The organism is Draconibacterium mangrovi, assembly GCF_010586825.1.
Lineage (GTDB): Bacteria > Bacteroidota > Bacteroidia > Bacteroidales > Prolixibacteraceae > Draconibacterium > Draconibacterium mangrovi.
In genome coordinates, this window is record NZ_JAAAGB010000003.1 from 174,536 (window position 1) to 189,555 (window position 15,020).

The following is a 15,020-nucleotide window of genomic DNA, read 5'->3' on the forward strand; positions in this document are numbered from 1 at the left end:
GTTATCTGTTTACTATCATTAAAATACCGATTGCTGCAACTACTGCTGCATAAACGTACTTCACTTTCTTTTCTGATTTTCCGATCTTCGCTTTCGAGAACAGACGTGGCCCCAAAAAAGCACCAATTACCGAACCCGATGTAAGAAAAGCAATAAGTGTTAAGTCGATACTGCCTATTAAAAAGTGGGCACCAACCGCAAAAACGGTATTAACCAAAACCACCAGTAACGATGTGCCAACCACTAATTTAACAGGTAATCGCATCGAAAACAATCCGGCAATAATCGGCGCTGTTCCGCTGGTTCCAAATGTTCCCGCTATCAATCCGGCTGTTAAACCAAAAAATGAGCCTTTCCCAATACGAACAGCTTTAAGCTTTGTATTATTTTCTTCGTCTCCGGCCTCTCTGTATTTTCGGATACCGGTAACCAGCATATTTATTGCTATCAAAATGGAATAAACTCCAAACAGTAGCTTCAATTGCGGCTCCGAAATCAAATTTGTTATACGTGCTCCCAGTAAAGCTCCAACAATTCCGGCAATGCCAAACAAGGTGCCGGTATTGGTATCGATATTCCCTTTTCGGTAGTGCCCCCACGAGCCCACCAAACCAATGGGTAAGGTTGCTGCGAGCGATGTTGCAACAGCTGTATGCACCGGCACTCCAATAATTAAGGTAAGCACCGGCAAAAAGAAAAAGCCTCCGCCTCCTCCAAGCATAGTACCAAAAAGTCCTATTACAAAGCCAATTAAGGGTAAAACCAAATAGATATTTTCAAATGAAGAATTAAAAATCATAATTTATTTTTACGGTCAGTTAAAATTAAAAATTATATGACTCAACCGCAGTATTTAAAACCAGTCTAATTCAAAATTCAAAGGTAAAGCATAAAAATTTATCGTTAAGTGATACGAAACACAATCTAAAATCACGCTTTATATTTTAACATCTGTTAACACTTTAAGCTAAAAAGAGTTCAGAAATTGAATTTCTGACCGAAAAATAACGGGAGAAAAACAGATATATATTATGACTGCAGCACACGTTGTTGCCGATGGCTCGAAAATACAGGTTGTTTTTGCCGACGGTATCAGCACCGGGGCAAGTATTCGGCGTATTGATCAATACGAATCAAATTCGCTCATAATTCTATTTCAGCAAGCAAAATTCCTATAAAATAAGAAGCAAAATACCTACTCCAGAATTACCTAATATTGAAAAACACATCGCAAAAATCAACGATGCACAGAGTACCCGCGATATTTGATATTGATTGAGTTTGTAATTTGACCGGCACTTTGTTTACCTATGAGGTGTTGTGAACAAACTTTGTTTTAATTATGTATCCTTAAAGAGATTTTAGCGTCAATACATTCAAACAATAAATTATTATTTATGCAAAAATTAGCACTTTTAATGATGTTTCTTGCTTTGGGCTTTGTGTCGTTTTCGCAGGAAACCAGATTACTGCGACAACCAGCTATTAGCGACAACCAGGTTGCTTTTACATACGGGGCCGACATTTGGATCTACAATTTAACAAGCAATGGCACCTCGCGGCTCACAAGTACCGGTGCCGTGGAGAGCGAACCCTGTTTTTCTCCTGACGGAAAAACCATAGCATTTAATTCTAACCGCTCCGGTGTTACGTCGGTATATACCGTGCCTGTTGAAGGTGGAACCCCAAAACGAATAACCTGGCACCCCAGTGGAGCAACCGTTTGCGGGTGGTCTCCTGATGGGAAAAATATTCTGTTTACCTCTCTACGCGAAACGGCTCCAAGTTCATTCGGGCGTTTGTGGACTATTTCAAAAGATGGCGGTCCGGCAAGTTTGCTTACCAAACAATTCGGAAACGATGGATCTTTTTCTCCTCACGCAAAAAAAATTGTAATCGACCGCGTATCGCGATGGGATTTAGAGTGGCGCGACTATCGTGGAGGACAAAATAAACCACTTGTAATACTGAATCTGAAAGATTTTTCGGAAGAATTTATTCCCAACGAAAAAACCACCGATATTCAACCGCTTTGGCTGGGCGATAAAATCTACTTTCTTTCCGACCGCGATTTTGTGGCTAATATTTGGTCGTACTCGCCAGAAACAAAGGAGTTAGAACAATTAACTTCTTTTGAAGGAGCCGATGTAAAATGGCTGGCCGGCAAAAACGACCAGCTTGTTTTTGAACGCGAAGGTTATTTACACCTCTTTAACCTGAAGACAAAAGAGATTAAAAAACTCACCATAAATGTGGTTGGTGATTTTCCGTGGGCCGAAACAAAATGGGAAGATGTAAGTTCTTCTGCACGTTCAGCATCGTTATCTCCAACCGGGAAACGTGCCATTTTTGAAGCACGTGGCGAAATATTTACCGTACCCGAAGAAAACGGCGATACACGTAATATCACACAAACGTCGGATGTGGCAGACCGTGCCCCAATTTGGTCGCCAAAAGGTGATCAGCTGGCCTGGTTTTCAGATAAAAATGGCGAAGGTTACGCTTTGCTTATAGCCAATCAAAACGGGCTGGAAGAACCAAAAAGTATATCAATTGGCGAATCAAAACTGGGTTGGGAACCCACATGGTCGGCCGATGGTAAATACATTGCTTTTACCGACGATGATGTTCGAATACGAGTTGTAAACGTTGAAGATGAAACAATTGAAACCATTGATGTTGGTGGCAACAATATGGAACGTGGAGATATGGGCCTCACCTGGTCGCCCGATTCAAAATGGCTGGCTTATGCCAAAGCTGCATCCAATAATTTCAGGCAGATTACCATTTGGTCGCTTACCGACAAAACAATACACAAAGTAACCAACACGTTTGCCGACGCCTTTTCTCCTGCCTGGGACAAAGACAAAAAGCATTTCTACTTTCTGGCAAGTACTGATTTGGCACTAGGTTCTGGCTGGGCGAACACCAGCTCGATGACAGCAAATGCAAAATACAGTGTATATGCCGTAAATCTTCAGAAAGACGAAGATTCGCCATTCAAATTAAAAAGCGATGAAGAAGAAGTAAAAGAAACGGAAAAGAAAGAAGATAAAAAGGAGGAGGAAAAAACGGAAGAAAAAGAAGAATCGATTAGCATTGATTTTGAAACAATTGCCGAACGAACCATTCCGTTGCCTATGCCCAACAGAAGTTACCGCCAGGTGGTAACCGGTACCGAAGGAAATGTTTTTATTGCAGAATCGGTTCCAAATCAGCCGGGCTACACCATTCAGAAATTTACGCTTGAAGATCGCGAAGCTAAAGAATTTGAGAGTGGTGCCCGAAATATAACGGTATCAAACGATGGCAAAAAAATGTTGGCACAATTTGGCTCGTCATGGAAAATAATGCCAACCAGCGGCGCTTCGGGCAAAGATGGAAAATCATTAAAAGTCAGCTTAAAAACCAAACTCGACCGTTCGAAAGAATGGGGCCAGATTTTTGAAGAAGCCTGGCGTTACGAACGGGATTACTTCTACGATCCGAATCTTCACGGAAGAGACTGGAATGTTGTGCACGAACGTTATGCACCACTTATTTCATTTGTTAAACACCGTGCCGATCTCACCTATATTCTAGATCAAATGAACGGGGAACTTTCGGTTGGACATAGTTTTGTAATGGGCGGCGACTATCCTGAAACAGAAAGTAATTCGGTAGGATTGCTGGGTGCTGATTTAGTACCTGAAAAAGGAGCATGGAAAATCGACAGAATTTATAGTACCGAAAGCTGGAACCCCGAATTATCCAGCCCCCTGGAAGAACCAGGGTTAAAAGTTGCTGAAGGTAATTTTATTGTTGGCGTAAATGGTAAAGAATTGACTGCAAGCGATAATCCTTTTAAGTTTTTAGATGGGAGTGTGGGTGTGCAAACCGTTTTGCATATTAATGACAAGCCCGATTTTGAAAGTGCCTGGACCATAACAGTAAAACCAATTCGCAACGAAAATGCATTACGCCAACGAGCGTGGGTAGAAGATAACCGACGAAAAGTTGATGAATTATCCGATGGAAAACTGGCTTACATTTGGGTACCAAACACCAGTACGCCAGGATTTATTTCGTTTAACCGTTACTTTTTTGCACAACAAGATAAATTGGGTGCTGTAATTGACGAGCGTTTTAACGGTGGCGGTTTATTAGACGATTATATGGTCGACCTGATGACACGAAAACTACGCGCAGCACTAACCAACGAAGTGCCAAACGGTAAACCATTTCGTTTGCCGGCCGGAATTCTTGGTCCAAAAGTATTGTTGATAAACGAAAAAGGCGGTTCCGGCGGCGATTTCTTTCCGTGGGTTTTCCGTCAGCAAAATGCAGGCCTGCTAATTGGATCAACAACCTGGGGAGGTCTTGTAAAATCATCGGTACATTACAGCCTGGTTGATGGTGGCGCTCTTACCGCTCCCGACAACGCCGTTTTCGACCCGATAAACAACGAGTGGATTGCAGAAAATAAAGGAGTAGCGCCTGATATTGAGGTGCAGCAAGACACAAAATCACTTGAGGCTGGTAATGATCCTCAGTTAGAACGTGCAATAAAGGAAGTATTAAAAAGAATTGATGAACAAGGAGTAAAAGAAGTAACACCTCCGCCATTCCCCACTCCTGCCATAAAAAAATAGAAATAGTTGCACTATTTACAAAAGTTCCGCTTCTGCTTGAGGCGGAACTTTTTTTTTGCGCTCACTTCCTATTTCTCTGTAGATCAAAAACTTTAACAAACTTTAATATTAAGACTAATTTGTGTTTTATAACAGGAATCACTACCTTGAATCATGTATTTAACCACGTACTAATTAACATCCACAGCATGAAAACAATTTACACCGGACTATTAGTCCTCTTAATTTTTACACTAACTAACTTCTCGTTGAGCGCCCAGGAAAATCCATCAAAAACCAAATATATGGTTTGGGAAGCTCAGGTAAACCCTATTCAGCAAGAGAAACTGATACATGCAATCGCGAGTCAAAATGCCTTTCTGAAAGAGCAAAACTATCCTTTTGCCAGTATTACACAGTACACCAACGAAGGCTATTTATGGTACTCAGTTCCATTTACAAACTATGCCGATATCGATAAAATCGAGGCGATGTCGGAGAGATTATGGAAGGAACACACTGAAAAATCGAAGGAATTACAAATGCTATTTGATGACGCATTTAACTCAATTGGCGCATTTATTCTCGAATATCAGCCGGAATTGTCAATTCGCTCTGCAGAACGAAATATACCTGCCAATGGTAAAAAATTTCGCTTTTATGAGAAGTTCTACATCAAATTTGGTAAAGAAAAGGAATTTGAAGAACTAGTGAAGCGCTATAAAGAAATGAGAGAAACAAATGGTTTTAAAGATGATTTCCTGACACTGTATCCTGCTTTTGCCCCTGAAATGAATGTGGTTTACTTTATTGATGAAACCGGAAGTAATGCCGCCGAACACTTTAGCGACATTGAGAAACACTGGGAAATTTTTGGGCAGGAAGGCGAAGAACTATGGAAAGATGTTAAACAGGTTATTGAAAAAATAGAAACCCGCACGGGATTAATTGACTACGATGTTAGTTATTTCCCCGAGGAATAATTTTAAATAATTAATTCTTTCAGAAAAGCTCTTCTTTCTTTGGAAGGGCTTTTTATTTATTCATCAGCCCAATAACGTTTCCGGCCATAACTGCAATCCCGGTTTCGATGGTGTTTTCATAGTCTGGATTTAGCTGTGGCGAATGCAACGGAAAAGGTGCTTTTCCTGCTGCTTTTAAACGCTGCATTTCTTCAGGACTTGTGCTTCCCAACCATATCAAACAAATCGGAATATCTTCTTCGGTGCGGCCATATTTACCAAAATCCTCGCCTACCATTTCGGGTTGTGTTTCAATAATATTTTGCCGGCCAATAATGTCTGCAGCAAACCCGCTCACTTTTGCACTCAATTCATTATCGTTTAAAACCGGTGGAGTTTCAACCGCAAAAACATCCACAAATGGCAGCTTATCTTCCGGAACACCTGCTGCCCTGGCTGCATTTTCGCTAATTCGTTTTATTGCAGCAATCACTTTTTCAATTGTTTCGTCGGAAAAATAACGCAGCGTGAGTTGCATTTTCACCTCGTCGGGAATAATATTTGGGCGTGTTCCTCCATGAATTGATCCAACAGTTACAACAGCAGGTTCTGTTGGACTTAATTCGCGGCTTACAATGGTTTGCAGATCGTTTACTATTCGCGATGAAATCACAATCGGATCGATACATTTTTGCGGATAAGCGCCGTGCCCGCCTTTTCCATAAACGGTGATTTCAACGGTTTTTACTCCTGCAAATACGGGTCCGCCACGCAGGCCAATCTGCCCGATTTCCAACTCAGGGTTAATATGGTAAGCCAGTGCATAATCCGGTGTTGGGAACTTCGTAAACAGTCCGGCATCAATCGCCTGTCCTGCCCCGCCACTGTATTCTTCTGCCTGTTGCGCAATTACCATTAATGTACCTTTCCACTGCTCTTTTAAGGCAACTAAAGTCCGCAATGTTCCGGTCCAGGTCGACATATGTATATCATGCCCGCAAGCGTGCATTACCGCAACCTGATTTCCGACAAGGTCCCCCATCTTCTTGCTGGCAAAAGGCAGACCTGTGTTTTCTTCCACGGGCAAGGCATCCATATCGGTACGCAAAAAAACCGTTGGGCCGTTGCCATTTTTATAAATACCCACCACACTGTTTCCTGCAAACTTTTCAGTTACTTCAAAACCCAGCGCTTTTAATTCCTTTGCCATTCGTGCCGAAGTTTCAAACTCCTGAAAAGATAGCTCCGGATTTTCATGCAAGTATTTGCAAAGTTCCAGCGCATAAACGGTTTGTTTTTTTGCTTCCTCTTTAATCTGATTATTCATTTGTGCATATGCACTTGTTGAGAAAGCTAAAACGAGAAGAATGAGAATGAATCGGTTCATGTGTACGGTAATTTTTGAATTAAAACACAGGAAAAGTAACTAAAGTTTTTGGCAATTGCGGCGTCTCCAAATTTCTGCAATCAGATTTTTAAAAAAAGTGATTGCCTGAAAAAGACAACCACTTTTCAACAAAAACACATTTATATGCTATAAGAAACTAATAGTGAGCGTTACATAAAAGCTCCTTCCGGGCGAATAAATGGGTCGGGCATTTGCTCCACGAACCGATCGCGCCAGATGTTCGTAATACGCTTCATCAAAAAGATTCTGCACACCACCGGTGGCTGTAAAAAACTTATTCATCAACCACGAAACTTTTGCATCAACTACATTAAAAGCCGGTGTTTCTGTTTCGCCGTACGATGTTGCAATCCGATCCTGTTTCATGGCATGCCTGAACATCAGTTCCGGCTTTAGTTTACCATCTGCAAAATTCCCCATCAAGTGATAATGAAACTCCATCGGTGGAATTTCGGGCAACGGTTCATCCAGCTCCTGATTTTGGCCGTGCGTATAAACCAATCCCAAATCGTGGCTCAGGAACGAACTATATTGCTGAATCCAGTTGGCTTCAAAACCGGTCATCAATGCTTTTTTGATATTTATAAACTGACGAACACCCGGCGAAGTACTCAACGCAGGCTGCAGATCTTCGCGAATTTCAGACGAAATATAATCGCGCAAAACAGAGGTAAATACGTTTATATTAATATTCGTTTTTTCGGTTTGATAGCGAAAAACTAGGTCAAGCTGGTTGTTAATCTCCGGATCAAGATCAGGGTTTCCCAGCATTTCATACGGATCGAGCCCAATCGGAAACTGATTTATATAACGCTCGGCAATACCCGGGCTGCGCGTGGCCATTCCTACCCACAATCCCAGCGAGATATTTTCATTGAACAAACGTGTTCCGCCTGCACTAATTGACGGATGCACCTGCGACGATTCCAGATCGGAATATATTTCCACAAAACGCGGATCGGGATTATTGGCTTTTGACGAATTTATATCGAGACGTCCCGAAACAACAAACTGAAATCCCGGCTGCGCAATGTGCCATTCACCAAATAATCCGGTGCGATTTATTTCGGCATCCTGCCACACGTTATCTCTCAGCACTTTGCCGGCCATTGGCCCCATTAGCATTGTGCGCTCGCGATATCCATCGGCCGACTCAAAACGATAATCGGTACCGGCATACAGGTAGCTTTTATTAAAATCGAAACGCAATTCTGTTCGTCCGCCGTAATTTCTGGTTTCGGCCTTTGTTATTGCATCCACCATTCGTGGATCGTTAATTTTATCGTAGTTATCCATCAGGTGATCGACCACCGTACCATACACACTGGTATTCCAGGAGCTAAGTGCTTTATCATAAAAAACTGCCGAATGACTGGCGTTAACCAGCCAGGTATTGTCTTCGCGTAAATCCATTGGTAAGGCCGGAAAATCAACATCTTTGGCAATATTGTTTGAAACCAGCACACCAATATTTTGGGTTTGGCTGAGTTTTACCCCAAGTTTTCCTCCCCAGTTCAGCCGGTTAAAACGCGCCGCAATATCCACTCCATCGCCATCGGTATAATCATCGCCGGTGGAATAAGCACCAAACATACGGAAATCTACTTTTGAGCCGGAAACTCCGGCCACTCCTTCGGTTCTAAAAATGTTTCCGTTGCTCTCGTAACTTGTTCCCACACGACCAACAGGTGTTGCTTTTTCCTTAAAATCGGGCGAAGTGCTTTTAAAGTTTATGGTTCCGCCAAAGGCATTTCCATAACGCAAACTGTGCGGGCCTTTTAATATTTCTGCTTCGGCAATCATATTTATAGGAATTTGGCTCGCAGCCGGATCCATTCGGTTTGGACAAGCTGCCGATGCCGTTTGGCTTCCATCCAAAACCAGGTTAATCTGGTCGTATTTAAAACCACGAAGCACCGGATCAAATCCATATGCACCACTTTTACGAATAGTAGATATTGATGCCACCGATTCCAGCAAATTACCGGCATCGTGTGCCAGTTTGTTTTGCACGGTGAATTCCATTTTTCGTTTATCGCCGGCCGTTGGATGCACTAAAACCACCACCGCGGGCAAATAGGTAGATGATTGCACCAAGGCGATAACTCTGTCGTATGATAACGTTTCAACTTCTTCCGAACTAAATGCAACTTTCCCATATTGCAAATGCGACAGAAACAACTCTGCCTCTGCTGTTATTTGCAAAACGATATTGCCCTCCTTATCCGAGAATCCCCTCATTTCGTTGTATTGATAGTGAACATCAGGAATTCCGGTTTTCGTTTTAGAATCAATAATTTGTATTGTTTTTTCCTGCGAATAAGAAATATGTACCAGCAACATAAATACCAGCAAATACAACATTCTGATTCCGGAATTATAAAAGATCTTTCTCATTCCAAAATGATTTGTTATACCAATTCTGAAAATGATTTGGCTCTTCTTCCATTATTTTCAAATTGGTATAATGCCGATATATAAAAACAAATTCATTGGGAGTAGACGAATCAATGGCTTAATGTTTTTAATAATCGGTATTACTATTTAAATTATCGTTTGGGGCGGTATTTTAACAGCAATATTTTGGAGGATGAAAGACCTTCAAAGCCTTTAGAAATGAATAATTTGATGAATTTTTGATTCTCAGGTTTTCACTATTTGGGTATAAGCCATCATTCAATTCCGTGGCTTGAATACAAAAATCAATATTCTGCTTTTCAGTCTGTTGTGGTGGTAGTTCCCTTTTCTGCTCTTCCTGCTCATGCATTTTCTTTTTCAACTGGCAACATCCCTGGCAAGTTGATCCTTCCACATCCTTTTCAATACAAAGGTTTTTTGCAATATAATCCTGGTTGATTTTAAACGATGCCAAAACCAATAGTTCAGAAAACTGAAACAAAAAAATAGAACAGACTAATATGACTGAAATAAAGAATTTCACAAAGCCAGTTGATTTTTAGTAAAGTTACTAAAACAACATTAATTATTGTCAAAAGTTCAATACCATCTCTTTTGCGTTTTTGATTTTGAAATCAAGAGACTCACCGTAGCTTTACTAATCGCCGTTCTGTAAAAATTCATACACTAAAAACGGCCGGAGAAGCGGATTCTAATTATAATCATTGATTGTTTCTAAGGAAATCAATTATCTTTATTCCGTATTATTAAAACAGTTGTAACGGATAAATTATGCCCGATAATGACAAACTCATTATTGTTTACACGCTTAAATAGATCCATTTCAAAAAAGATAAATCAGCTATGAAAATTTCGGTAGTAGGAACAGGTTATGTAGGATTGGTTTCGGGAACATGTATTGCAGAAACCGGTGTTAATGTTGCCTGTGTTGACATCGACGAGACAAAAATTGAGAAACTAAATAACGGAATAATCCCCATTTACGAGCCGGGTTTGGAAGACATTTACAAAAAAAATGTTGAGAAAGGCCGCCTCGAATTTACCACCGACCTGGGTGCCAGTATAAAAGATGCCGACGCAGTTTTTATTGCCGTTGGTACACCGCCGGATGAAGATGGTAGTGCCGACCTGAAATATGTTTTGGGTGTGGCTCGTGAGATTGGTAAAAACATGGATCACTACCTGGTTGTGGTTACAAAAAGTACGGTTCCTGTTGGCACCTCAGTAAAAGTTAAACAGGCCATTTTGGAAGAGCTGGAAAAACGAGGCGAAAAAATACCGTTTGATGTGGCTTCAAACCCTGAATTTCTGAAAGAAGGAAGTGCGGTTAACGATTTTCTGAAACCCGACCGCATTGTGATCGGTACCGAATCGAAACGGGCACAAAAAGTGATGCAGCGTTTGTACAAACCTTTTGTACTGAACGGACATCCGATTTTATTTATGGATATCACCTCGTCGGAAATGACGAAATACGCGGCCAACTCGATGCTGGCAACAAAAATCAGTTTTATAAACGACATTGCCAACCTTTGCGAGCTTGTTGGCGCCGATGTTGACAATGTACGTCGTGGAATTGGTTCTGATCCTCGTATCGGGAACAAATTCATCTACCCTGGAACCGGTTACGGTGGTTCGTGTTTTCCAAAAGACGTGCAGGCTTTAATACGCACTGCCGATGAGTTTAAGTATTCGCTTGATGTGTTAAAAGCCGTTGAGAAAGTAAATTATCGTCAAAAAGAAGTACTATTCAACAAGCTTTACAAACGTTTTGATGGTGATCTGAAAGGCAAAAAATTTGCCCTGTGGGGACTGTCGTTTAAACCCAAAACCGATGATATGCGCGAAGCTCCATCTTTGGTAATTATAGAGAAATTACTGGAAGCCGGAGCTACAGTTGCTGGTTACGACCCGGTTGCCATGCACGAAGCAGAACGAATTCTGGGTGATAAAATCTCTTACGCAAAAGATGAATACGATGCATTAATTGATGCCGATGCATTGATTTTAGTTACCGAGTGGTCAGAATTCAGGCTGCCGAATTTCCGCGTTATGGAGAAGCTGTTGAAGAGTAAAATCATTTTCGACGGGCGAAACATTTACGATCCCGAAGAACTGGCAGAACTTGGGTTTGAATATTTTGCGATCGGTAGAAAAACAAAATAAACGATATGAAACGAATTTTGGTAACCGGAGGAGCAGGATTTGTTGGATCTCACCTTTGCGAAAGGCTGTTAAACGATGGCAATGAGGTAATTTGCCTCGATAACTATTTTACCGGCAAAAAGCAAAAGATCATTCACTTGCTTGACAATCCATACTTCGAGCTGGTACGGCACGATATTACACAGCCTTTTTACATCGAAGTGGACGAAATATACAACCTGGCTTGTCCGGCGTCACCAGTTCAGTATCAGTACAATCCCATAAAAACTATCAAAACTTCGGTGATGGGTGCTGTAAATATGCTTGGTTTGGCCAAACGTATAAAAGCCAAAATTCTGCAGGCATCAACCAGCGAAGTTTATGGAGTTCCCGATGTTCATCCTCAAAACGAAGAATATTGGGGACACGTTAATCCCATCGGAGTCCGCTCGTGTTACGATGAAGGGAAACGTTGTGCCGAATCGTTGTTTGTGAATTACCATGTACAGAACGACGTTTTGATCAAGATCATACGTATTTTTAATACCTATGGCCCTAAAATGGAGCCGGATGACGGACGCGTTGTTTCGAACTTTATAGTACAAGCGCTGAAAGGTAAAGACATTACCATTTTTGGCGACGGACAACAAACCCGCAGCTTTCAGTATGTAAGCGATTTGATTGAGGGAATGATTCGAATGATGAAAACCGATGATGATTTTATCGGGCCGGTAAACATTGGTAATCCGGGCGAATTTACCATGCTCGAGCTGGCCAACGAGATTCTTGATATTACCGGATCCAAATCAAAAATCGTTCATTTACCATTACCACAAGACGACCCGACACAACGTCAACCGGATATTACGTTGGCTAAAGAAAAACTGGATGGCTGGGAACCTACCATTCCGCTTCGCGAAGGTTTAATAAAAACGATTGCATATTTTGAGCAACTATTGAAAGAAGAAAACCTGTAATTTAACTCTGCAAAATCTCCAGCACCAACTCCTTTGTTAGTTTGCGTCCGGCAGCTTTTTCGCGAATGGCATCGAAGGTGAATTTAAAATCGCAGCCTTCTTTCCAGTTGCTGCAACCGTAGGCCGTTTTCCCTTTTAGTATTGTTCCGCCACACTTTGGGCATTTGGGCGTTGAATCGACGGCTTTCTTTTCTGACGAAGATTTATCCACAAACTCCACATTACAATCCGACGTGAGCTGCAATATACCGTCCACCTTTTTATCCCCCATTTTAAAACCTTTGAGTTTAGTGGTGGCTCCTTTTTTCAGCAAACGCTCAACCTGTTTGTCGGTGAGCTTTTTCTCCATAAAAACAAATGGCAGCCTGAAATCACAACCTTCTTTCCAACGGTTACAACCATAAGCATTTTTGCCTTTCAGCACTTTTCCTTCCGAGCACTTCGGGCAGATCATTTCATCGTTACCACCGTTAACGTCCTTTTTCCCTTTTGCCTTTTGCCTTTTACCTTTCTCCTTTTTTTCCGGTTCCGGTGCGGCCAGTTTTACCGAGCTACGATCGCGCATCACTTCAACTACCAGATCGTAAACCATACGTTTCATATCGTAAATAAACTTCGAGGCACTGTATTCACCCTGCTCAATTTCACGCAGTCGCTTCTCCCATTGGCCGGTTAGTTCGGCCGATTTCAGCAATTCATTCTGAATGGTATCAATCAACTGAATTCCCATTTTGGTTGGGTGGATCTGCTTCTTCTGTCGCTCGATATATTTACGCCGGAATAAAGTCTCGATAATTGCTGCACGTGTAGATGGACGACCAATACCGTTGGCTTTCATCAGGTCGCGCAGTTCATCGTCATCCACATTTTTACCGGCCGTTTCCATGGCTCGCAGTAACGTTGCTTCGGTATAATAACGCGGCGGTTTGGTTTCCTTTTCAGTAAACGACGGTTCGTGCGGACCGTGTTCTCCTTTTTCAAATGCGGGTAAAATGGTATCGCCGTCGCCGCTCTTCGAATTTTCATCCTGAAAAACCACACGCCATCCGGGTTGCAGAATTAGTTTTCCGGTGGCTACAAATTGCACCGTATCAACTTCTGCCTTCACCTGCGTTTTGGCCACTTTACAATCGGGGTAAAACGCGGCTAAAAAACGTCGTGCTATGGCATCGTAAACCTTTTTCTCGTTACCGCCCAGCAATTTCTCTTCCCCTGTAGGAATAATGGCATGGTGATCGGTAACCTTTTTATCGTTAAAAACTTTTGTCGATTTTCGGATTTTCTTTGCCAGCAGGGGCTGCGCCAGCTCGCTATAACTTTTTAGTCCCTTTAAAATTCCGGGAATTTTTGGGTACTGATCGTTGGGCAAAAAAGTAGTATCAACACGCGGATAGGTAACCACTTTCATTTCGTACAAACGTTGCACGGTTTTCAGCGTTTCATCTGCAGTTAATCCAAAACGGGTGTTACAATGAACCTGTAAACTGGTGAGGTCGAAAAGTTTTGGCGCATATTCCTGTCCGTCTTTCTTTTCAACGTCGGTAATGTAAAGGTCCTTACCCAACACCTGATTCAGCAGTTTTTCACCGTCTTCTTTTTTGAAAAACTTTCCTTCGGTATTGCTAAAAACCGTATCGCGATAGGTAGTTTGCAACTCCCAGTATGGTTCCGGTTTAAAATTCTCGATTTCGTAATGGCGCGTTACCAGCATCGCAAGTGTTGGCGTTTGCACCCGCCCGATAGACAAAACCTGCTTGTAACCACCGTATTTCATGGTGTATAAACGTGTGGCGTTCATTCCCAGCAACCAGTCGCCAATAGCCCGTGAGCTTCCGGCGTAATACAGGTTATCAAATTTTTCGGCCGGTACCAGCTTCTGAAATCCGGTTTTAATGGCTTCGTTCGTCAACGATGAAATCCACAAACGTTTCACTTCGCCTTTGTAACCAGCCTCTTTCATCACCCAGCGCTGAATAAGTTCTCCTTCCTGGCCGGCATCACCACAGTTAATCACCTGTTCGGCTTTATCCAATAAGCTTTTAATGGTATTAAATTGTTTGGTTACTCCGCCATCGCCTGTCATCACTTTGGTTTCGAAGCGTTTCGGCAACATGGGTAGTGTCTGCAGATCCCAGCGTTTCCACTTCGCATCGTAGTCCTCGGGCGGCCACAAGGTACAAAAATGGCCAAAGGTCCAGGTTACCTGGTAACCATTTCCTTCGTAATAACCATCTCTTCGCGAACCTGCCCCAATCACCTGGGCAATTTCTTTGGCAACACTTGGTTTCTCTGCAATACAAACAATCATAAGTGCTGCAAATATACAAGGAATGATGTGGGATGAAAAAGGGAGTTATTAACAAGCTTTTAAGAAAGATTGATTTTTAGATTGATGGAGATTGAAGAAGATTGAGCACTGAGACAAGGAGATTGTGAGAACGTGAGATAGAGAGAACTGAGAATGAAAACTGCGACTGCAACTTTTTCCTCTCTGTGAAAC

General features: G+C 42.0%; 10 protein-coding genes. 5 read left to right on the plus strand and 5 right to left on the minus strand.

Going from position 1 to position 15,020, the window contains the following annotated elements:
* Position 1 precedes the first annotated feature (1 nt).
* The gene (locus G4420_RS10160; protein ID WP_163323539.1) at positions 2-799 is read right to left on the minus strand and encodes a sulfite exporter TauE/SafE family protein; all 798 of its coding nucleotides are present in this window, start codon (positions 797-799) and stop codon (positions 2-4) included.
* A 232-nt stretch (positions 800-1,031) separates the two neighbouring features.
* Here G4420_RS10160 and G4420_RS10165 point away from each other — a divergent pair, with 232 nt between their 5' ends.
* The 3 genes from G4420_RS10165 to G4420_RS10175 all read left to right on the plus strand — a co-directional run bounded on the left by G4420_RS10165 (position 1,032) and on the right by G4420_RS10175 (position 5,593).
* Entirely contained in the window at positions 1,032-1,178 is a 147-nt protein-coding gene (locus G4420_RS10165) for a hypothetical protein (protein ID WP_163323540.1), read from the plus strand.
* A gap of 219 nt (positions 1,179-1,397) precedes the next feature.
* Positions 1,398-4,631, plus strand: a complete 3,234-nt coding sequence (locus tag G4420_RS10170) for a S41 family peptidase (RefSeq protein ID WP_163323541.1) — start codon at positions 1,398-1,400, stop codon at positions 4,629-4,631.
* Positions 4,632-4,819: 188 nt separating this feature from the next.
* Complete coding sequence (locus G4420_RS10175; RefSeq protein WP_163323542.1) at positions 4,820-5,593, plus strand: hypothetical protein; 774 nt, start codon at positions 4,820-4,822, stop codon at positions 5,591-5,593.
* Between the two features lie 52 nt (positions 5,594-5,645).
* On the opposite strand, the gene G4420_RS10180 is transcribed toward G4420_RS10175, so the two are convergent.
* The 3 genes from G4420_RS10180 to G4420_RS10190 all read right to left on the minus strand — a co-directional run bounded on the left by G4420_RS10180 (position 5,646) and on the right by G4420_RS10190 (position 9,852).
* Positions 5,646-6,959 (minus strand): M20 metallopeptidase family protein, encoded by a 1,314-nt coding sequence (locus tag G4420_RS10180; protein ID WP_163323543.1) that lies wholly within the window; start codon positions 6,957-6,959, stop codon positions 5,646-5,648.
* 147 nt (positions 6,960-7,106) lie between these two features.
* Positions 7,107-9,377 carry a TonB-dependent receptor domain-containing protein gene (locus G4420_RS10185; protein WP_163323544.1) on the minus strand — a complete coding sequence of 757 codons (2,271 nt, stop codon included), beginning with the start codon at positions 9,375-9,377 and terminating at the stop codon, positions 7,107-7,109.
* A gap of 172 nt (positions 9,378-9,549) precedes the next feature.
* Positions 9,550-9,852: a hypothetical protein gene (locus tag G4420_RS10190; RefSeq protein ID WP_163323545.1), complete on the minus strand. Its 303-nt coding sequence runs from the start codon at positions 9,850-9,852 to the stop codon at positions 9,550-9,552.
* Between the two features lie 389 nt (positions 9,853-10,241).
* Between G4420_RS10190 and G4420_RS10195 the strand changes: the two genes are divergently transcribed.
* Together G4420_RS10195 and G4420_RS10200 are read left to right on the plus strand one after the other, a co-directional pair.
* Positions 10,242-11,564, plus strand: coding sequence for a UDP-glucose dehydrogenase family protein (locus tag G4420_RS10195; RefSeq protein ID WP_163323546.1), 1,323 nt, complete (start codon positions 10,242-10,244; stop codon positions 11,562-11,564).
* Positions 11,565-11,569: 5 nt separating this feature from the next.
* Complete coding sequence (locus G4420_RS10200) at positions 11,570-12,520, plus strand: UDP-glucuronic acid decarboxylase family protein (protein WP_163323547.1); 951 nt, start codon at positions 11,570-11,572, stop codon at positions 12,518-12,520.
* 1 nt (position 12,521) lies between these two features.
* On the opposite strand, the gene G4420_RS10205 is transcribed toward G4420_RS10200, so the two are convergent.
* Entirely contained in the window at positions 12,522-14,828 is a 2,307-nt protein-coding gene (locus tag G4420_RS10205; RefSeq protein WP_163323548.1) for a type IA DNA topoisomerase, read from the minus strand.
* Positions 14,829-15,020: the final 192 nt, after the last annotated feature.